Annotated in this window: 19 protein-coding genes; 5 read left to right on the forward strand and 14 right to left on the reverse strand. The window is 47.5% G+C overall.

Going from position 1 to position 21,763, the window contains the following annotated elements; genetic code table 11:
• Nucleotides 1-18 precede the first annotated feature (18 nt).
• Both QVE09_RS22685 and QVE09_RS22690 read right to left on the reverse strand, forming a co-directional pair.
• Entirely contained in the window at nucleotides 19-1,017 is a 999-nt protein-coding gene (locus tag QVE09_RS22685; protein ID WP_315938621.1) for a glycosyltransferase, read from the reverse strand.
• Nucleotides 1,018-1,035: 18 nt separating this feature from the next.
• A complete protein-coding gene (locus QVE09_RS22690; RefSeq protein WP_315938622.1) occupies nucleotides 1,036-2,019 on the reverse strand; it encodes a phosphotransferase family protein in 984 nt (327 codons plus the stop codon).
• Between the two features lie 160 nt (nucleotides 2,020-2,179).
• Here QVE09_RS22690 and QVE09_RS22695 point away from each other — a divergent pair, with 160 nt between their 5' ends.
• Nucleotides 2,180-2,770 carry a TetR/AcrR family transcriptional regulator gene (locus QVE09_RS22695; protein ID WP_315938753.1) on the forward strand — a complete coding sequence of 197 codons (591 nt, stop codon included), beginning with the start codon at nucleotides 2,180-2,182 and terminating at the stop codon, nucleotides 2,768-2,770.
• Between the two features lie 315 nt (nucleotides 2,771-3,085).
• Nucleotides 3,086-3,664: an NAD(P)H-dependent oxidoreductase gene (locus tag QVE09_RS22700; protein WP_315938623.1), complete on the forward strand. Its 579-nt coding sequence runs from the start codon at nucleotides 3,086-3,088 to the stop codon at nucleotides 3,662-3,664.
• A 531-nt stretch (nucleotides 3,665-4,195) separates the two neighbouring features.
• On the opposite strand, the gene nikE is transcribed toward QVE09_RS22700, so the two are convergent.
• From nikE to QVE09_RS22750, 10 genes are all read right to left on the reverse strand, one after another.
• A complete protein-coding gene (gene nikE, locus QVE09_RS22705; protein WP_315938624.1) occupies nucleotides 4,196-4,996 on the reverse strand; it encodes a nickel import ATP-binding protein NikE in 801 nt (266 codons plus the stop codon).
• A 161-nt stretch (nucleotides 4,997-5,157) separates the two neighbouring features.
• Complete coding sequence (locus QVE09_RS22710) at nucleotides 5,158-5,964, reverse strand: ABC transporter ATP-binding protein (protein ID WP_315938625.1); 807 nt, start codon at nucleotides 5,962-5,964, stop codon at nucleotides 5,158-5,160.
• Between the two features lie 43 nt (nucleotides 5,965-6,007).
• Nucleotides 6,008-6,838, reverse strand: coding sequence for a nickel ABC transporter permease subunit NikC (gene nikC, locus QVE09_RS22715; RefSeq protein WP_315938626.1), 831 nt, complete (start codon nucleotides 6,836-6,838; stop codon nucleotides 6,008-6,010).
• Nucleotides 6,835-7,779: a nickel ABC transporter permease subunit NikB gene (gene nikB / locus QVE09_RS22720; protein WP_315938627.1), complete on the reverse strand. Its 945-nt coding sequence runs from the start codon at nucleotides 7,777-7,779 to the stop codon at nucleotides 6,835-6,837. Before nikB ends, nikC begins: the two co-directional genes overlap by 4 nt.
• 36 nt (nucleotides 7,780-7,815) lie before the next feature.
• Nucleotides 7,816-9,450, reverse strand: a complete 1,635-nt coding sequence (nikA, locus tag QVE09_RS22725; RefSeq protein ID WP_315938628.1) for a nickel ABC transporter substrate-binding protein — start codon at nucleotides 9,448-9,450, stop codon at nucleotides 7,816-7,818.
• 297 nt (nucleotides 9,451-9,747) lie between these two features.
• Nucleotides 9,748-10,689 (reverse strand): glycoside hydrolase family 113, encoded by a 942-nt coding sequence (locus tag QVE09_RS22730; protein ID WP_315938754.1) that lies wholly within the window; start codon nucleotides 10,687-10,689, stop codon nucleotides 9,748-9,750.
• A gap of 5 nt (nucleotides 10,690-10,694) precedes the next feature.
• Complete coding sequence (locus QVE09_RS22735) at nucleotides 10,695-11,732, reverse strand: glycoside hydrolase family 130 protein (protein ID WP_315938629.1); 1,038 nt, start codon at nucleotides 11,730-11,732, stop codon at nucleotides 10,695-10,697.
• A gap of 231 nt (nucleotides 11,733-11,963) precedes the next feature.
• Entirely contained in the window at nucleotides 11,964-12,797 is an 834-nt protein-coding gene (locus QVE09_RS22740; RefSeq protein WP_315938630.1) for a carbohydrate ABC transporter permease, read from the reverse strand.
• Nucleotides 12,798-12,799: 2 nt separating this feature from the next.
• Nucleotides 12,800-13,687, reverse strand: a complete 888-nt coding sequence (locus QVE09_RS22745; protein WP_062836746.1) for a carbohydrate ABC transporter permease — start codon at nucleotides 13,685-13,687, stop codon at nucleotides 12,800-12,802.
• A 196-nt stretch (nucleotides 13,688-13,883) separates the two neighbouring features.
• Complete coding sequence (locus tag QVE09_RS22750; RefSeq protein WP_397387085.1) at nucleotides 13,884-15,176, reverse strand: ABC transporter substrate-binding protein; 1,293 nt, start codon at nucleotides 15,174-15,176, stop codon at nucleotides 13,884-13,886.
• Nucleotides 15,177-15,647: 471 nt separating this feature from the next.
• Here QVE09_RS22750 and QVE09_RS22755 point away from each other — a divergent pair, with 471 nt between their 5' ends.
• The 3 genes from QVE09_RS22755 (at nucleotide 15,648) to QVE09_RS22765 (ending at nucleotide 19,236) form a co-directional block, all read left to right on the forward strand.
• Nucleotides 15,648-16,838, forward strand: coding sequence for an AGE family epimerase/isomerase (locus QVE09_RS22755; RefSeq protein ID WP_315938632.1), 1,191 nt, complete (start codon nucleotides 15,648-15,650; stop codon nucleotides 16,836-16,838).
• A complete protein-coding gene (locus QVE09_RS22760; RefSeq protein WP_315938633.1) occupies nucleotides 16,835-18,019 on the forward strand; it encodes a glycoside hydrolase family 130 protein in 1,185 nt (394 codons plus the stop codon). The genes QVE09_RS22755 and QVE09_RS22760 overlap by 4 nt, the downstream gene beginning before the upstream one ends.
• Nucleotides 18,020-18,159: 140 nt before the next feature.
• Nucleotides 18,160-19,236: a substrate-binding domain-containing protein gene (locus QVE09_RS22765; RefSeq protein WP_307415670.1), complete on the forward strand. Its 1,077-nt coding sequence runs from the start codon at nucleotides 18,160-18,162 to the stop codon at nucleotides 19,234-19,236.
• 75 nt (nucleotides 19,237-19,311) lie between these two features.
• On the opposite strand, the gene QVE09_RS22770 is transcribed toward QVE09_RS22765, so the two are convergent.
• Nucleotides 19,312-19,989 (reverse strand): hypothetical protein, encoded by a 678-nt coding sequence (locus tag QVE09_RS22770; protein ID WP_315938634.1) that lies wholly within the window; start codon nucleotides 19,987-19,989, stop codon nucleotides 19,312-19,314.
• Nucleotides 19,990-20,178: 189 nt separating this feature from the next.
• Nucleotides 20,179-21,606, reverse strand: coding sequence for a pectate lyase family protein (locus tag QVE09_RS22775; RefSeq protein WP_315938635.1), 1,428 nt, complete (start codon nucleotides 21,604-21,606; stop codon nucleotides 20,179-20,181).
• Nucleotides 21,607-21,763: the final 157 nt, after the last annotated feature.

Here is a 21,763-nt window from a genome sequence, read left to right on the forward strand (position 1 = left end):
TTTGTTACAGACCTTACGTTACTTCAACCACTCTGAGAAAAAGTTCCGGTACCCTTCTTTCATCTTCGTGCGCGAAAAGGCACCAAACGCATACTCCCGGTTGTCTTCTGACACACTGCGCGGCGCTGCCGCAGCCATGTTCACCAGTTCAAACCAGTTATCCTCGTTGCCTGCAAAGGCATGCGTGGATCGAATGTGACCGTAGCAAGCATGCTCCGGTTTCACGACCATTTTGCCCATCGCCATCGCTTCCGTCAGCGGCATCGCAAACGTATCAAAGGCCGAACAGTTCCAATATACCTTGGATGAATTCATCAACGTAAATATCTCATCCTGCGTGAGCGCAAACTTCAGCTTCACGTTGGCAGGAATGTCATACTTCTTCATGGTTTCCCGATAGCGCACGCCGCCAAACACCATGTACACTTCCTTGTCCGGGTTCTGCCGAGCATATTCCAGGACCAAGTCCGGTCGACGGTTCGCTTCATCCCTACCGATCCAGAGCACCCGATTATGTACGACCTGGCTCGGGTCATAGTGCCGGTTCGCCAGCTCTTCACTAAAGCCAATCGGGATGACGTTCACGTCATGTACGCCGAAATTGCGGGCCAGTTCTGTTTTCAAAAACTCGGTCTGCACAATCGCTTTATCCACCATCGTATAAAATGGCTTCATCATCTCATATCCCGTTAGCGCGGGATCGGGAAAACTGTGCGGAAACAATACACTCTTTGGTAGGAACATCTTCAAAAACGTAAACCCGGATACGGTGTAGATGACATGCTCTATATTTTGGCTATGAATCTGGTCCAGCACGATATCGTAGTTCACCAGGTCACCTTTCTCATGCTCATAACCCGGCAACCAGTCGTATCCGCTGACATGACGCTCCGGCGAGATGAACACGATATCTACGCCCAGTTCCAGACCAATCTGCTTCAGCCGATCCGCAAATACGCGTGGCCCCTGTGCTTCCGTGAATTGAATTTTACGCATAACAAGTGCGACTTTACGCAAGTTTCTCACCCCTCATTTCTATTCCTCACCCATGTGCCTCATGCACTGTTCCATCGTCGCTGCCGTCTCATGCCATTGGTTCCGCAACTGTTCCTTCGGCCACACACATTCCTCACTTCTGAGATCGCCATCAATCAAACGCAGCATCCAGAGTGAGAATGCAATAGCATAGGCATCGTACCATTCTGCAAAAGAAACCCGTTCAATCTGCATGCCCAGGCTCCCTAGTTTGTCCAAATAAACATCCATGACCCGCTCTCGCAATACAGGCGTAACTGTTCTGGGAAACAGCGGATGCGAGAGATCAACTAGGTGATATATATCCCACAGTGGCGTATTCAGATGGGCATGCTCCCAGTCCAAGATGACCAGTCTGCCTTCCACCTCCGCCATGTTACCTGGATGCAGGTCTCCGTGACACAAAACAGTAGGAAGTTCTTCCTCTGCCGTAAGGATCAACCTAGTGATCTTATCCCAATCGGATGCGGATAGCTGCATATCCAATCTGGATAACAGTTCATCGGTAGATTGCCTATGCATTTGCAACTCATCCAATATTGTGCGAATAGACGGTTTCTGGCCCATGCGAGGCAGCTCGTTCCACTCCGTAACAGGCAATGCATGCCATGCTGCCATATGTGCCGCTGCGCCGAGCATCGTCGCTTCTTGCGAATCATGCACCAGTTGCCCCAGATCCTCGTAGATCATCCAGCTCTGTGCTGGAGCAATGGTAAGATCCGACGCTGCAATGAGCTGCGGATAGATCGGGGGTAGACCTGACATCACACGTTCGTACATCCATCGTTCCCGTCCATGCTGTGCAGGATTCGTCAGTGGTTTGAAAATATAACTGCCCCCGGTAGGAATCGTGAATCGCTCCACATATCGTCCGTTCATTCCTTTATACAACTGTTCGCGGCTTGTTATATAGTAATCATTCAGCATTCCTTCAGGCGTCACCCAGCTATATGCATCCATCTCTTCGTTCACGCTATCCACCATCCGTTTCGTTCTCCCTGCTGCTCCGATGTTGATTTCTATTCATCATACGTTGCCGTTCACAAGCCTGCAAGCTTTGTTCGTAAGCGCTTATTCAGTGTCTTAATTTAGAGTTTCAAAATTGCTTGTTGCATTTTGGTTAGTAATCACTTACTATAAAATCATGAAGAACAAATCTCATGTGGACAGCAAAAAGAAAGATATCCTACAAGCGGCGATGCGCTTGTTCGCAACCAAAGGCGTTGACGGCATATCCGTCAAAGAGATCGGTGACGCCGCCGGAGTAACCGATGCGGCGATCTACAAACATTTTAAAAACAAAGATGCCGTTGCACTGGAAGCCTTCACCCAATACTGTGTCGACTATACTGCACTGATTGACGGGTATGTTCGACAGGAAGGTCCGGTGTTGGAACGCTTCAAGCAACTGGTTACCGAGGTTCTCCATCTGCATGATGAAGATCCCTACGGACTGCTGCTAATTTCACAGAATCATGAAATATTCATTGAAGCTGGAAGCAGCGAGGATTACCGTCAGCCATTGGATGCGTTAATGGATCTGATCGATCAGGGAATGATGAGGGGGGAACTGCCTCAGCAGGATTCACGGCTTACAGCCGTGCTGGTGATCGGTGCAATTACACGCATGGCGGTCTCCAGTATGCAAGGTGAGCTACCAGAGCTGTTGGTACCTTATACGGGCGAGACTGTTCACCGACTTGCATCGATGTTGGGGCACTTACCTCAGAAGTAACGATGGAGATGGGATGAAGCTAGAAATGGAGTAGCGGAGTGTAGGGAAAACGACGTGAGCAACTACATTGTTTCCGAAGGAAACAACCTTCGTAAACATCCGCTTATCTCGGCTGAATCCCATATTCCGATGCGGATGATGCCACTAGGCATGCTTCGTAATCAAAAGCGGACTCTTTGAACAACTTCTAAAAGAGAATCATCAGCATACCATCAGGATATACGAATAATGGATTACCGGGTCACACGTGACCTTTTCTTTTTGCACACGAGGTTAGTGTTCATTAACTAAAACAGTCAGGAAGTGTTATCTTCGATGAAGAAAATATTAATTATTCAAGGCAATCCCGTCTCACCCAGTTACAACGGTGCAATCGCCGAGGCTTACCGTAAAGGTGCGGTTCAGGCTGGTGCAGACGTTCGCATGATCAACCTGAACGAACTCGCGTTCAACATGAATCTGGAAGGAGGATATCGTAATAAACTTCCACTTGAACCGGATTTGCTACAAGCTCAAGAAGCAATCAAGTGGGCCGAGCATCTCGTATGGGTGTTCCCAATATGGTGGGGAGGACCACCTGCCCTGCTGAAAGGTTTCGTTGACCGAATCTTCATGCCAGGTTACGCCTTCAAGTATCAAAAAGGAAAACTTTTCCCCGATCAACTGCTCAAAGGCCGCACCGCCCGCATGATCACCACGATGGATGGTCCGAGCTGGTACTACAAATGGTTCCAAGGTGAGCCCGCACATAAAATGATGAAAATCTCCACATTTGCACTGACTGGCATCAAACCTGTGCGGATAACACCTGTAGATCAAGTTGGGAAGAAGTCTGATGAACAGAGAAAGAATTGGTTGGATAAGATCGAACAGCTTGGGCGGAAGATGGGGTAAACACTTTTCTGCAAGAAAACTTCATCGGAAGTATATGCTTCTCTCCAGATTTTCACGTTGTAAGTTAAATCAAAAATCTGGGGATACTCATAATTCAAAGGTAGTCCTGTATTCCGCGAGTGGCGCACTTGTAATTTTAGTTTAACTTATATCAGAGAGCAGAAATGTACCTATTTCCAGTTACAAAAAAGGGTTGTCCCCTACGTCTTGAACAAGACGTAGGGGACAACCCTTTTAGCATTCATTATGATCTAACGAACCGTAAACACGCTATTAGCGCCATTTTCGATAAGTCTGAGGTTTAACGAATCGTAGACGCGTTATTTCCTCGATCTGTGTATCATTTGGAGGTTTTAAACTAGTTTGCACCGGAATAACTTCACTGAGGTTCGTTACATTTTGCATTCCGCACTATATCGCCATTTAACGCTCTCTCGATTCGTTAGCGACTTCGTATCCGTTCATGCAATGGAGCACAACCATGGTAAGCAACCCCAACGAACAGCCATCTACAACCATACAAGCAACGCATTACCCAAACGAAATACGACCTGATGGATGCTCAGGCAAAATAGCTGTAACCAGTTGCTGGACTGCCGGATGATCTGACTGCATTACCGAATCGCCGGCATCACCGCTATAGACCAGCTTCCCCTGATCCATTACGGCAATACTATCGCAGATCGTCATGGCGGCCCGAATATCATGTGTGATAAAAAGATAGGACAACCCATACGATGCTCTGAGCTCCGCCAATAAGGATAGGATTTGCGTCTGGTGCACCATATCCAGGCTGCTGATCGATTCATCCAGTACGATTAACTTTGGCTTGAGCGCAATGGCTCGTGCAATGTTGACTCGCTGTAATTGCCCGCCGCTGAACTGATGCGGAAGCTTGCTCCCATCCTCAGGTGTAAGTCCAACCTGCTCAAGCAGTTGTCCAACCACACGAAGTTGTTCTTTTGTAGACAAACGCTCGTAATTATCCAGTGGCTCACCGATGATCTGCGCGGCAGTCATGAGTGGATTCACAGCCGAATAACAGTCCTGGAACACGACCTGCAGATCACGTCGTAATCCCTTGAGTACGGATTTGCTGGATCGGTAGATATCCTGACCTTGAAATAAAACCTGACCCTGGCTGGGCTTCTCCAGACCAAGAATGATTTTGCCCAAGGTACTTTTACCTGCCCCGCTCGTACCTAACAGTCCCAGACAAACACCCTTTTCAATCGTAAGTGAGATATCTGCCAGCACAGGAGGACGCGCTCCCGAACGATCCAGCCAATTGCGTTTGCCATAGCTATGGCTTACTCCACGTACCTGAAGCATCAGGTCATCCTCCTCTTTTGTACTTGGCAGAAGCAATCTCGGAAGAAGCTGAAATTTCACATCACCATGCCCATTTCACCCCTAAGCCTACCCACTCAAAATCCAGTTCATACCCGTTCTACACATACATTCATTGAACGATTCATCTCATCTGCCATTCGCTATCGTCCCAAAGACATACTGGGCCTGGCATTTAACAACATCCGGGTATACTCATGCTGCGGGTGATCAAACAGTTGATACACATCCGCCTGCTCCACAATCCGTCCCTTCTGCATAACCGCGACTTCATCGGCCATATGCGAGATCACACCCAGATCGTGGGAGATGAGCAAGATGGATGTGCCATATTCCGTACGTAGCCGATCCAATTCCAAAAGCACCTTCAACTGATTCACGACATCCAGTGCCGTCGTTGGCTCGTCAGCAATAACCAGGGCTGGTCGCAGGCACATCGATATGGCAATCATTACCCGCTGTAACATACCACCACTCAGTTGGAAGGGATATCGCTTCATCAGTTTGGCCGGCTCGGGCAGGTTCATGTCTGCCAAGGCAGCAATAGCCCGTTCTCGGGCTACTGCTTTCGACATCCCCGTATGCGTACGCAAGGTTTCAATGAATTGAGATCCGATCGTATATACGGGTGTAAAAGCATTCATCGGATTCTGCATAATAAATCCGATGTCCTTGCCTCGGATGCGCCGCATCTCCTCACCTGACAAGGAGCCAAGCTCACGCCCATTCAGGCGGATGCTGCCTGACACTTCCATCTTGCGCGGATCAAGCAGATGGAGCAGCGCGTTACACGTAACGGTCTTGCCGCTGCCACTCTCGCCGACCAGACCGAAGACACGGCCTTTTTGCAATTCGAAATCCATAGGCTCCAGTAACGGGACTGAACCTTCCGTTGTTCTAAGCTTCACTTGCAGATCCCGAACTTCAAGTACCTTCGCTGCATCAACCATCGATATGCTCACCCCCGTCTGCTTTCCACCCGTTCAACTGCAACTATCGTTTCGCAATACCATAACGCTCAGATAACGATTCTCCCAGGATGTTGAACGTCATGACCACCAGCAAAATCAACACACCCGGATAGATCATCAATTCGGGATGACTCCGAATATAACCCGTTCCTTCATGAATCATGGCCCCCCATTCTGCATTCGGGGGTTGAATACCGAGTCCCAGGAAGGACAGTGCAGATATATCCATAATCGCCCAGCCCATCTCCAGTGTGCCCATCACAACAATGGGACGCTGCACGTTGGGGATGATATGTCTGCGGATAATCGTCCACGAAGAGGAGCCGCTAATCCGCGCCGCTGCGATGAAGTTCCGTTCCTTCAGACTAACGACCATATTCCTACAGATGCGTGCATAATACACCCACTGCACCATCATGAGGGCTAGAAGCACCTGCATCAGACCTGGGCCGAAAATCCCCACAATGCCCAGCACCAGTACTAGATTCGGAAACGCCATAATGCCTTCACACAAGCGCATCAGTAGACTGTCCACCCAGCCACCAAGGTAACCAGAGATCGAACCTACAATGACACCAATGAGCAAAGACGACAGAAAGATCAAAGTAGCAAATCCAAGCGACACCCGCGCTCCATACATCAGTCTGGTAAGATTGTCGCGTCCCAGATGATCCGTTCCCAGCCAATGCTCAAGCGATGGACTCGCCAGCTTCTGTAACAGATTCACCTTAACCGGGTCATGAGGAGCAATCCACGGAGCAAGTATCGCAATCACGAAGAAAAGTAATAGGATCACCGAGCATATTTGAATGGCTCTCTGTCCTTTAAATACCGCACACCATTTGTTTATCAATGTTCTGCCCGTCCTTTCGCTGAAATCCGTGGGTCCATAACGAGCTGCACCAGATCAACGAGCAGATTGCATACGATGAACAGGCATGCCGCCAGGAAGACATAACATTGTATTACGGGAATATCCCGGTTAAATATCGCATCAACAAAGTATCGTCCGAACCCAGGCCAGGAAAATACCTGCTCTACAATAATGGTGCCTGTGAGCAGCTTGCCCATACTCATCCCCATCCCCGTAATGAGGGGCGATATGGCGATTTTCAGGACATGCTTGAGCATAATCACTCTTTCGCGAATCCCGCGTGTTCTTGCATACTTTACATATGTCTCCTGCAATTGCTCCAGTACACTGGAACGTAACAATCGGGTGTAGACCGCAATAAGAATCAAGGAAAGTGTAATCGTAGGCAGAACCAGATTCTCCCACGATCCACGCCCCTCCACAGGCAGCCAGTCCAATTTCACTGAGAAAAAGAAGATCAGCAGGTAACCGAGCCAGAATTGCGGAATAGATGCTCCAAAATAGGAAATGGCCCGGCTGACCATGTCAATCCAGCTATTCTTGTACACCGCCGCCAGTATTCCCAATGGAATACTCACCAAAGCGGATAACAACATACTCCAGAAGGCTAACTCAGCCGTAGCCGGGAGCCTTAATTTCACCTCATCCCATACGGGTTTATTGGTGAGATACGAGGTGCCGAAGTCGAGCTTGGCAATTTTCTGAATCGTATGCGCATATTGGGTTAACAAAGGCTGATCCAGGCCGAATTCATGCCGTTTTTGCGCAAGCAGCTCCGGTGTGGGATAGATATGAGCAGCTGTCAGATAAGCCTCGGCCGGATCAACTGGTGAGATATGAATAAGCGCAAAGGTAACGAGTGTAGCGATAAAAACGATAGGAATGATCGCGATCATTCGTTTACCGATATAACTGATCACCAAACGTTCCTCCCTTTTATCAAGCTACATGGATCATTATTGATTGCCCAACTCAATGCCTACAAACGGATTTTCATCACGGTTCGCCGGGAAAATAAAGTTGGAAATTTTCTTCTGATATACCGCCGTTTTCTTAACATACGAGATGGGGACAATCGCCGATTGTTCCTGAAGTGTTGTCAGGATGGAGCCATACAGCTCCTGACGTTTCGTCTCATCTGTTGATGATAGTGCGGCATGTACCTGCTCGTCCAGTTCCTTTTTCATCGGCAAGGCACTGAGCGTCTCAGAGATACCAAATCCAGGGCTCGCTACAACGTTAATGAAGGAATGTGGATCATACGGAGCACCATAGTTGTACCAGAAATACAGGTCAAAATCATTGGCTTTCAAACGTTTGATCTGTACCGTCAGTTCCAGCCCAGTGAGGTTTACCTTAACCCCAAGCTCGCTCCATTCCGCCTGAATGGTCTCAGCCATCGCTTTCTGAATCGGGTCCGTCTTGTCAAAAATCATTTCGAATTCAAGCTGTTGGCCGTCTTTCTCACGAACGCTACCATTCGCAGGCATCTTCCAACCCGCTTCATCCAATAAAGCTTTGGATCGTTCCACGTTATATTCGATCGGTTTCAGGTCAACATTGGTGTATGGGTAGTTTTTGGATAGTGCCGTATCTGCCGGTTCTTCCAGACCCAGAGTGATGCCTTCCACCATCGCTTTTTTGTTAAATCCTTGCTGGAGCGCCATCCGTACTCTGAGATCAGACAGCTTCGGATTGGAGGAATTCAGCAGCAGATCCCGCGTACCTACCGGATCAGACAGTTGACTCACATATTTATCGTTGTCACGAAGCTGTTGGAACGCATCCAGACTGATCATACCTTCACCGTAGATCAGGTCGAGATCACCTTTTTCAAAAGCAAGCACGCGGGTTTCTGCATCAGGGATGATTTTAACCGTAATCTGATCCACCTTCGGTGCGGTCCCCCAATAATTCGGGTTACGTTTGAAAACAGCATATTCGTCCTGCTTGTAATCAGCCAGCATCCACGGGCCCGTTCCAACTGGCTCTTTGATGCCTTGGGATGTATCTCCGTCATCCGGGAATCCGGCTTCACCCAGGAAGCGGAAAGGACGAACCACAGACAAATCCTGAAGAACAGGATAATACGGCTCTGTGAGTGTCATACGGAACGTATGGTCGTCCACAACCTCCGTCTTGTCGAGCACACCTACAATTCCCAGCCAGCTATGTGTAGCTTTATTTTTCATCACAGCGTCAAAATTCTTTTTCACAATCTCAGCATTAAATGGCGTACCATCTGAGAATTTCACACCTTGGCGAAGCTTGAATGTATATACTTTGCCGTCATCGGAGATGGTCCATGATTCTGCCAGCGCAGGTTCCAGTTTTCCGTCCTTCTGGTAACTGATCAGTGGCTCATAGAGCATCGATTGGGCAAATAATTGCGAAGGATTGTACGTATGCGGATTCATTGTACCGATATCACGTGGCCATGACATCGTAATCGACTTCGTAGACGTTTGATCCGAAGCAGCAGATGAGGATTCATCTCCACTTCCTGTATTGCTGCAACCCACAATAACGAATAGCAACAAGAGCATAGTTGCCAGCGTGAGGGCCGAAGATTTGCGATGTTGTACAGACATGGATGTAGAACCCCTTTTCTCTATTTTATGATAATGATTATCATATTCATCCATTAAGAATAGGCAGGAGACCTCCTTTTGTCAATATAATTCGACATTGTATGTATCACTACTAAATATGCCAAAAAAGCCCTTCCTGTAGGAGGAAGAGCCTCTCGACCTGAATATGAATCACAACTGCAAAAATAAGTTCCACAATAATCTGCTATTCCTTGTTCACAGCATGGAAATCACGAAAGTACATATACAGATATATCACCTGAAATCTATCTTCACATACGCCTTCTTGTTTCTCGTTTAAACTTCTACAGCGATGCTCTCATAGAACCGACGAATCACCTGCTCCGCTGGCTTACCATACACCCCGTATCCGTCATCGGTCAGCGCATCCTTCTCCGCGTGTAGATGTGCGCTCCAATCCCACAGACCGAATCCGCGTACCCAGTCACGCTGACTGACATGCCGGAACATCGCTTCATAGAACCGCTCCTGTTCCTCAGCGCTCACTTCGCCTTCCAGTCCCCAATCGTTTGGAACCTGGGCCGATCCGCTGCGGCTGGGACAGCCTGCTTCCGCGAAGAAAAAGGGTTTACCATAGGGAGCAATCGCCTGTTCAATACGATCCAGCTGTGCCTCCCAATCTCCGATGGGATAATAACCACTGGAAGAAATCACGTCCACAGCATCCCACCACTTCACATGATCTTCCTGATACTTGTCCGTGTTGTATGACACCAGTCCCGTGTACACTTCACGCACACCAGCGATCACCTCGCGCCACTCCTGATCCCGACGCTCGGATTGCACCATCTCACAGCCAACAATGAACATCTGACACTTTTCCTGCTCTGCAATCGCTGCATAATGCTTCTGAAATGCTGTGTAGCTGCGGAACCAATCCTTCCACTTTGGCTCACAAGGCACATCGATATCAAAAAAGTTAATATGTGCACGCCATGTGCCATCGGTACAGTTGACGGTTGGTTTCAGAATGACACGCAGCCCGAGTGTACGGGCATAACGAATCATGTCCACCAGTTCATCATCCTCTACCAGATGTGTACCCCGATACTTGACCTCTACCGCCTGCGGATGATCCTGATGTGCCGCCAGTGCAAAAATAACATGTGAACTGCCTGTACGTTCAGCCATCAGGTGCAAGGATTCTTTGGCTTCCTTCTTGCGGAAGTCGCCCCTGCCACTCATCCAGCCAAATGTAAATCCCTTGATATACTCCATATGCATTACAGCTTGCCTTCCTCGTGATCTCCTGCAATGACTTCATCCGTCTCGATCACATAGTTCACGATCTCTTCGATGGTCGTGTAAGCCACGCCAACATACGTGTCGGCAGCACCGTAATAGATGGCAATACGTCCAGTCTCGGCATCATGCAGTGTTGCGCACGGGAAGATGACGTTATCAACGAAGCCTTGTTCCTCGTACCATTTTTCAGGTGTCAGTACGAAGTTGGACGAACGATATTTTACTTTGGAGGGTTCATTCAGATCCAGAATGACCGCACCCATGCTATAGACAAAACCGTTACAGGTTCCAGTTACACCGTGGTAGAACATCAGCCAACCTTCGGACGTTTCGATTGGAGCGGGCCCGCCGCCAATTTTGACCGATTGCCACCAGCCTTGGCCGCCCTTGCTCATCACATGACGATGCTTGCCCCAATACACGAGATCCGGGCTTTCACTCAGGAAGATATCCCCGAATGGCGTATGTCCACTGTCGCTCGGTCTGGACAACATTACATAGTTATCGTTGATTTTGCGTGGGAACAACACGCCATTACGGTTGAACGGTAGCATTGGATTTTCAAGGCGGACAAATGTTTTGAAGTCATCCGTCTTCGCTAGACCGAGTGCTGCACCGTAAAAATCAGTACACCAGATGATGTAATACGTATCCTCGACTTTGACCAGACGCGGGTCATACGCATAGTTCGGCATAAACGAATCGCCATTTTCATCTACAAATACAATGCGTTCCTCTTCAATTGTCCACGACAATCCGTCTTCGCTTGCGCCCATGTGAAGGTGCGGACGGCCATTAACGGTTTCGGCGCGGAATACCCCAATGAATTTTCCTTCATACGGTACAACAGCACTGTTGAAAATACGGGCAACGCCTTTGACCGGGTTACGCGGAACCACCGGATTCGCCGAATGTCTCCATACCGGGCCTTCCGTTCCCTCCGGTTTGTTCTCCCAAGGCATATTCGGCAAAGCATCCCCAACAATGTGTACGTTTTTTGTTTCAGCAACTGACATTTTTCATTTCTCCCTTCGGTTAGGCTTTATGAAATGAATACTTAAAATTACACTAGACCACTTTGATGACAGAACAACCTTCCGATCGCCGTTATCCCCAGATTTTTTTTGATCCCCTTATAAAAGGGGAAAATCCGGTTATAAATGCGACCACTCCGTTTCTCCAGCTTTTTTCTGTCCTCCTCGTTCCTGTGCATTCTCAATATGCATTTCATATAGCCTTTCGTTTTTTTATTTAACAGAGCCTTGCGCGAAGCCGTTGTAGATGTATTTCTGTAGTAGTAAGAAGATGATCATGGTTGGTATAATGGCAATCATAATGCCGGCGCTGATGACCTCCCACTGTGATCCAAAGGGTCCCTTGAATTTGAACAAGGCAGTGGATATGACCTGCAGACTGTCCTTCGGCATATACAAGAACGGTGTATAGAAATCGTTGTAGATGTTCACACCCTTCACGATGATGACCGTTACAATCGCCGGTTTCAACAGTGGCAGAATGATTCTCCAGTAAATGGTGAAATACGATGCGCCGTCCAGCATGGCGGATTCATCTAATGCACTGGAGATGGAGCCAAGAAATTGCAGGAAGATATAAACCGCGATGATATCTGTACCCAGGTACATGACGATGGCTGCCCAGCGTGTGTTGAACAGGTCGAGCGCGTTGATGATCTGGAATGTGGCAACCTGCGTTGTAACACTTGGAATCAGGGTAGCGAGCAGGAATGCCGCGACCATGATTTTCTTACCTTTGAATTTAAATCGATCCAGCACATACGCAATCATGGAACCCGTTAAGGTTGCTCCGATAATGGAGATGACCAGGATAATAATTGTATTTTTGAAACCAACCAGCATGTTTCCATCTACAAAGGCCTTCGCATAGTTCGCAAAGTTTAGCCAGTTGGCTGGTGGGGCAAGCGGGCTGCTGGTGGCATATTCCGTATTCGTTTTGAGGGATGCAAACAGGATGACCACGATGGGTAGCAGTGCAATAAACGCCGCAAGTATGAGGGAAGCATATTTAACCACGCTCGCAAGGGTGTATTTGAGTTGTGTCACGTTTATTCCTCCCCTTTCATGGTGACGCGCTGCACAAGCGTAACAAGAATAACGATCATGAGCAGCACCACTGCCATGGCGGATGCCAGTCCCAGCTTGCCATATTTAAATGCCAAGTGAACCGTCTGAATTACAAATGTCATACTGCCGTTGGAACCATCGGTCATGATATATGGAATATCGAACGCACTAATTGCGCCGCTAATGGCCAAGATCAGGTTAAGCTGCAAGATGCGTGTTATACTCGGCAGGATGATATGGCGGAATTGCTGCCAGCGATTGGCGCCGTCAATATCGGATGCTTCATACACATCCTTCGGAATGGAGGAGATCGCACCCAGGAAAATGATAAAGTTGAATCCCATGTATCTCCATACCGATGCGCCTGCAAGAGACACATTGATAATATTCGGATTACCGAGCCAGAGCTGTGTGTATTGTCCAAGCCCTACAGCATGCATGAGCATATCGAGCGTGCCGTCTGGTTTGAAGAAAAAGAGGAAGATAAAACCGATGGCTACACCATTCAGCAAATAAGGGAAGAACAATATGCCTTTAAAAAAGTTTTTGCCTCGGACTTTGAAACTCAGAATTGTGGCAAAATAAAGCGCCAACCCCATCTGCACAAACGTAGCCACGAAGTAGTACAAACTGACAATAAATACTTTGAAGTATTCGGGATCACTGAATATGCGCGTATAGTTCTCAAAGCCAACATAATCGAACCTTTTGCTATATCCGTTCCAATCGGTGAAACTGTATTTGAACATGTTGATGACCGGTAAGTATGCAAACGTGAACAACAACGCCAGCGGAATAATTGAGAAGGCACAGATGATAAATATGCGTTGCGCTGAGTAACCCCAATTCGAAACCTTTAAGTACTTCATGCTCTCCACACCTCCAAGCGGTTCACCCGCCTATATATCGAAAGACTCCCGTCCAATGGAATTCCTGCGGAATAACTGCCGGGGGAAGAGCATGGGTATCATGCTTTCCAATACCACATACTCCATGCTCCATTCATAAATGGGTTCCTATATCCCCGCAGTCCATTCATTACCTGGTCCACTTACGTTAATCCAATTATTTTGTGAGTTCTGCCCGTGCTTTGACCCACTTGTCATTTAGGTCCTTCATGATGTCGTCATATGATTCCTTGCGGTTACCGATACCCGCTTCGATAATGCGTTTCTTGAAGTCAGGCTGCCAGAGGCCAATTTCACCTTCGTTATCGATCTTGTCAACCAGACCTTCCTGACCTTCTTTGGCAGGTGTAAGTGTGGAGAATTTAACGTCTTTATATTGATCCAAAATGGGTGGCAATTCCGCGTTTTTGTCTGCATCCATGCCGCCGCCCTGTTCAACTGCGTAGTTCGATTTCGCCAGGAACCAGTCAATCCAGGCTTTGGCAGCAGGTTTGTTCTCACTGTTCACGTTCATGCCGATGTTATAGTCGGCGGAAAGTGGTACCACAACCTCGCTTGCATTCGTAGGAAAAGGAAGGAATCCAATGTCGTCCGGGGTATCCGTCATGCCTTGGATCTGTGTGATCGCCCAAGAGCCCAGTGCCATCGTGGCGATTTTGCCTTTGGCAAGATCAGCTTTGGAGCTTTCCCAGTCGGTTGTTGTTGGATCTTTCTCGATTAGACCGTTCTTGGCTGCATCATAGAGCACTTTGTACAGTTCATAGTGCGGCTGACCAGGCACAAAGTTATCATCTGTGTTTGGTTGGTCCACATTCACGTAATCTATGCTACCTGCAACCGTTGGCAGGTCTGCTTCCCATTGGGTTAATGCCCAGCCGGATGCATAGTTGGTGTAGAGCGGAACCGCGTCAGTATTATCTTTGACCAATTGAAGGGCAGCCTGGAATTGCTCCGGTGTTTTTGGCAATTCGGTAATGCCTGCGTCTTTGAAGACTTGTTTGTTATAAATAATGCCGGAGAACGTGATAACCGTAGGAATACCATATACCTGGCCATCCACCATGCGTTCCTCAATAGCGGTGTATTTGTCTTTCAGTTCATCGTACGTGCCGAGCGGCTCGAAAAAGTCCGGGATATCCGCGATCGGAACGCTGGTCGGGATCATCAGAACGTCACCATAATCCTTGGTACTCATACGGATCTTCACTTGTCCTTCATAGTCAGCCAGTGCCTGGAAGTTTACTTTCACATCCGGGTATTCCTTATTGAACTCAGCAGCGTAATCTTTGAATACGGTATCCACAATATCTGTACGTTGCGTCAGAACAGTTATTTCACCTTTGATATCTGCCGGATCTGTACTGATCTCCTCCCCTGCCTGCGAAGATCCACCTCCAGATGAACATGCAGCAAGTAGTGAAGTGATGAGCAGCATCATCAGCAACATCATCCAACCTTTGTTTTTTCTCAATTGTTTCGACCCCTCTCTTGATTTAATTAAGTTATCGTTAAGGTTACAAGATGAATTCTATTATGGTAACGCTTACCTGTCAATTCATTTATTTATAACTTAACAAGAAAAATTGCGATGCATTTCGTTGACATCTGTTTTTCAGGGCACTAATATTGTTTAATAAAGTTACCGTTAACTTAACTATATGTATTGATTAAACATTTACACGAAACGTAGAGGACAGAAAGAACCTGAAGAAGCGGAGCGTTCGCCTAAAAGCTTTCTGAAAGAAAGCTACATCGGAAGCATACGCTATCCCCCGATTTCCCCCTTATAACAAGGAATCAAAAAAATCTGGGGATAACAGCGATCGGAAGGTTATTCTGTCATCGGAGTGGCCAGTGTAAATATTCTTTAGTTCAATTTATATATTAAGATTTATGTAACACGTTGAAGGAGCGCTCACTTATGAATACAAAAACACCCCAACTCCAATCTGAGATTAAGGCGCATTGGGAAAAGCAGATTTTACCCTTCTGGTCCAACCTTAAAGATACAATCCACGGTGGATTCTACGGCTGGGTTGGCAATGATCTTCAGGTGAATCCACAGGCCCCCAAAGGCGGGATCGCCACGGCACGGCAATTATGGTCTTTTGCAGCAGCCTATCGGGTTACCGGAAACGAAAGATGGCGCGATCACGCGGAGCACGCCTATCGTTTTCTCGCTGACCATGTGATGGATACTGAATATGGCGGTATGTACTGGATGGTAGATTACACAGGGGAAGCGCTGGATACTAACAAACATGTGTATACGCAATCATTCGGCGTGTATTCACTTAGTGAGTACTATCGGGCTACCGGGGATGCTTCTGCATTGGAACTTGCGAAAACGCTCTTTGCGCTAATCGAGGACAAAGGTCTGGATGCTGAACTACCTGCGTACAAGGAACAATTTGATCGCACCTGGAATGAACAGCCTAATGAAATGCTGAGTGAAAACGGGGTGATTGCGGATTACACAATGAATACGCATATCCATGTGTTAGAGGCCTACACCACGCTCTATCGCGTGTGGCCGGATCAACAAGTGAAGGCGGCGCTGGAACGCCTGCTCAGAATTCTATATGAACGGGTGTATGACCAAGACACCAAGTTTCTCGGGGTATTTTTCAACAAACAGTGGGAATCCATCATTGACCTGCGCTCGTTCGGACATGAGATTGAAGCCAGCTGGCTGATTGACGAAACACTGAAAGTTCTGGGGATGGAACAACATCCGGATTACGCGGCGATGGTTACAGATATCGCCTATAACATCTCCAATGTGGCTGTGAATGCAGATGGTTCCCTGCTTAATGAACAAGAAGGTGAACATATCGATGAGAAGCGCATTTGGTGGGTTCAGGCGGAGGCGATGGTTGGCTTCTATAATGCGTATCAGCGCACAGGTGATCCACTGTTTCTGGAGAGAGTGGAACGCTTGTGGACCTATACGCAAGAAAACATCATTGATCAGCGCGAAGGCGGGGAATGGTACTGGTCGGTTGACGGAAACGGTATACCTGACCAGAGCGAAATTGCCGGACCGTGGAAATGCCCGTATCACAATAGCAGATTCTGTATTGAACTAATGGAGAGGATGGGATCAAAATGATACACCCGAAATACAAGGAGTTACTGGAGAAACAGGAGCAGTTGCTTACTCGCCCCAATGAGATCAATTCTTCCTTCTACAATGGCGTATATGATCGGTATCAATATCCGGTAATCACTCGCCATCATGTGCCGCTGCATTGGAGATTCGATCTGGATGAGACGACAAACCCACACTTTATGGAACGCCTGGGCATTAATGCGACGTTGAATCCAGGGGCCATCTATTTCAATGGCAAATACGTCATGGTCATCCGTACGGAAGGATTGGACCGTAAATCGATCTTTACGCTCGCGGAGAGTGACAATGGAATTGACGGGTTCCGTTTCACGGGTAAACCATTAGTCTGGGATGATATCGATGCGGATGAAACCAATCAGTATGATATGCGCCTTGTTCAACATGAAGATGGTTGGATCTATGGCATCTATTGCTCGGAACGCAAAGACCCGGAGGCTCCTGCATTTGATACATCCAGCGCAGTTGCACAGGCAGGACTGGTCCGTACACGGGATCTTACAAGCTGGGAACGGTTGCCCAACATCACAACGAATTCCCCTCAACAGCGCAATGTCGTATTGCACCCGGAATTCGTGGATGGAAAGTATGCCTTCTACACCCGTCCGCAGGACGGATTCATCTCAACTGGCAGTGGTGGCGGAATCGCCTTTGGTCTGTGTGAGGATATCTTGAACCCTGTCATTCATGAAGAGACGGTTATCGACGAACGGCAATATCATACAGTCTACGAGGTCAAAAATGGTCAGGGCCCTGCTCCGCTCAAGACGGATCGTGGCTGGATTCACATTGCTCACGGAGTTCGGAATACCGCAGCAGGCCTGCGTTACGTGTTATATACATTCGCTACGGATCTGAATGATCCGGCGCGTATGATTGCCAAGCCGGGAGGCCACTTCATTGCCCCTTATGACGACGAGCGTGTAGGCGATGTGTCCAATGTTATTTTCTGCAACGGGGCTGTGGTCAATGAGAAAGAAGAAGTCTTTATCTATTACGCATCCAGTGATACCCGCTGTCATGTGGCAACAACCACGTTGGAAAAACTGGTCGATTATACGTTCAATACACCGGCTGATCCATATCGTTCCTTGGACTGTGCTAGCCAACGGGGTCAGATGATTGAACAGAATGAGAAGCTTCTACAGAAACAATTGACATAACATCGGTAGAGCGTCCTCTCAGGGAAACCTGCAATGTGCTGAAAATTAGCGAAACAACAGCCAGAATGGCTTTATTCCAAGTGGGTAACGATGTATACTGATATGGATTGTTATTATGTTGGAGGAAAGTGCTCATCATAATGACAGCACATTGTGCCTATACCGGCTTGAAGGAGGCGACCATACTGAAGAACAATATCACCATGCGGGATATCGCCGACAGGCTCGGGGTCAGCAGTGTGACCGTCTCGAAAGCATTGAATGATAAAGATGGCGTGAGTGGCGAATTAAAGGAAAAAATTAAAGTACTTGCTATCGAAATGGGCTATCGGTATAATGCCGCTGCCCGTTCGATGAAGGAAGGCTTAACCCATAATATTGGCGTAATTATCCCGGAGCGTTTTACCGGGCCTACGCAGTCGTTCTATGTACGCGTGTTCCAGCGCATTACGAAACATCTGGAGGAACAGGGCTACTATGGTATTCTGCACATTCTGAATGTGGAGGATGAGGAAGAATTAACGCTGCCCAAGCTGTACAGTGACAACAAGGTCGATGGTTTCATCGTGCTCGGACAGATCAGTAAAGAGTATATTGAACTGGTGCGATCGATGGAAGTTCCCAAAATGTTTCTCGACTTCTACGATGAACATTCGGACATTGATTCCGTCGTTACCGATAACTTCTACGCTGCCTATGAGCTGACGAACTATCTGGTTCAGCAGGGCCACCGTAACATTGCTTATGTAGGGAACCTGTATTCCACGAGCAGTATCCAGGACCGATTCCTCGGGTATTACAAATCCTTGCTGGAACATCGGTTGCCAATGAATCCGGATCTGGTTCTGAATGATCGGGATGAACGGGGTACGTTTATTGAGATTGATCTGCCGGAACAGCTGCCAACCGCTTTTGTATGCAACTGTGATCAGGTCGCTCATCTGCTCGTTCAGAAACTGACTTCCATGGATATTCAGGTGCCTGGCCAATGCTCCGTTGTTGGTTTTGATAATGATATCTATGCGATGCTCTCCGATCCCAAGCTGACAACTGTTGAAGTGGATGTGGAACAGATGGCGCGCACGGCAGTTCAGTCCATGCTCAAAAAGGTCGACAACCCAAACCGCAGTTTCGGCCGTGTACACGTGAAAGGCAACATCATCTATCGTGACTCGGTGAGTGCTGTGTCTGCCTCATCAGATACTATGGATATCTGAATTATACAATTAAATAAACGAACACAGATGACTGGCCTTTATCTTACTGGCCAGTCTTTTTTGATGCATCGGAGCTTAACGACGGCGATGATCTGTTGAATTCTTCAAAAATGTAGTCGTTCTCCAAATCGAGAGGATGAGGATTAACTCATACACATTGGTTAAAGTTCCGGTTTCCACTGGTAAGGAGATTAACTGTCCTACAAACAATAATGCAGTCCCAACAAACAGCCATACCCATTTATGTTTGAAAAGAACGATCAGGCTAACAAATAAGAGTACAAGCCCCACGATGATCACCATCATCGGCGGACCTCCATGACCTTCTGCCATATATCTCAGTACTCCATACTCTTCTATAACCTTGAGATTTTTAACCTCGGATAAAGTAAAGCCTACAATCTGGTAGATAACCAGACCCAGCGTTATCAGCCATGCTACCACATTCGTTATACTTCTATTTGCAAACTTGGCACCTGAGCTACGCAAGATATGGTAGCCAACCAGAATAAGGGTAGGGGTAGCAAAGGCATGTAGCCAAAATCGAAGGCTACTAAGAACAATTAACAATTCCCCTTCCCCTATCAAATTACCTAAAGCAATAATTCCATTATCATATGCCAAGCTGAACGCTACAAATAGCTGAAGACTGGAATACGCGAGCCATTGCTTCCTCTGGGTTAAATCGACGCCCATCCAAACAACAAGTATCACATAAACAAGAGTAAGTGCGGAGTATATCCATACATCCAAGCTGCTTCACCATCCTTATTGGTCAATTCTAATAAATTATATTTACCGGTAAGTAAAATTACAAGGTGAATTTGTATTAATGACTTTTTATGGAGCTAAATTACATAAAAAGAGCACTCCCGGCTATCGAAGCTGCAGGAGCACTCTTTTCCTTGTTTGAAGAATGAAAAGCAACAGGTTACTCTGATATCAATAACTTGTCTTCAACCAATTGTCCTTGGACCAGGTCAATTTACCCGAACCCGCACCATTCGAAGCCGTGAGGCGTGCATTTAACGTAGATGGATCATCCGTGGTATAGCTGTAAGGAAGTGTTGAGAAACCGTTCCACGAGAACGATTTCACCACGGCCGGGATTGGCGCCAGTGGACTGCCAGACGTATCACTGCTGCCACGGAATGAGCTTCCATCCAAAGAATACATGGTATCGGTCACTCTGATTTTGCCGGTATAGGTTGGGTCTGCCGGATCGGTCTGATTGTTGCGAACAGGATACAGCACGTCCTTAATGACTGATTTCTCAACTAATACGGCTCCGCTCTCTGTCGAGATTGCCCCATTGCCAATGATATCGAACTTATAACCTTTGGACGCAATCGCTGTTGCCATCGCTGTTGTAATTTTGGCTTTAGCGGCACGTGCCCCTGTCGAATCCATCACGATGTTGTATGCATGTGCGTTGCCTCCACGCAGGCGTGGCATCCGATCCTGAATATCTTTGTAAAAGTTATGGTGCAGGGTCATGGACAGGTTGGCGTTAGCTGATTCCAAGCTGGTCGAACCAACCAAATGTCCTTTCTTTTGTGGTCCCGAGATGGCGATAATATCGGCTTTGCTAAGACCTACCGCACTGCTGCGCAGGTAGTTGTACATGGGATAGGAAGCCTTGTTTGCTTCCAATTCGTTAATCTGCTGGGTAACCCAGCTGTTCGAGCTGCCGTCATCCCCTTTGAAAAGGGACCAGGAGATGGTCACGCCACTGGTTCCTTTTTTCGAATCGACGAGTCCGTCATAGGCTTTATTAAATGTGCAGTGATCGATCCATACGTTGCTGTTCTCCTCCAGGGTGATGTAATCCCAATCGTTCTTGTCGTAATCACCTTTGGTGGATTCATCCCATTCCCATAACTCATCGAATTCCAGGTTCCGGATAATGACGTTGGAGCTTCGTTTCACGCTGATCGCAGCGTGTTTGATTTTGGAGCCATTGGCGGAGAAAATCGTGAGTCCATTGAAACCATCAATCGTGAGCTTGCTAACACCGGTCTGTTTCAATACGGGATGCGTCAGCGCATCATTATGCTTGGCAAAAGGAGAAGTCTGCGCTGCGCTCGGAATTTCATTCCATCCCAGATTCAGATCGTTCATGATCTCAACAACTTTGACACCGGAGTTCTTTTTCAGAGCCAATGCCAGATCGGTCGCATTATACACTTTCTTATACGTGGCTGTGTTAGATTCGCTAATGATGCCGCCGCCCGCGTTCCCTTGGGAGAAGCCTGTAAGATTGTAGTCCGCGTTACCCGCTGCCTGCACACTTGCTGGTCCGGACAATAATGTTAGCCCCAACGTTATAGCCAAGGCTGTGCTGCACCAGCTTCGAAATTTAGTTTTCATCGATTCCATTCCTCCCAAAATATGATGATGACATTCGTCCATCGCTGCCATGCCAGGTACGAAGGACATGTTCTCAATGTAAATGTTGAAAGCGATTACAACAATAATCCCTATCTCACTTTCAGGTGGAAATGCTGATGTGGTGAGGGTTTGTACT

It is taken from the genome of Paenibacillus sp. ClWae2A (genome assembly GCF_032452295.1).
Classification (GTDB): Bacteria; Bacillota; Bacilli; order Paenibacillales; family Paenibacillaceae; genus Paenibacillus.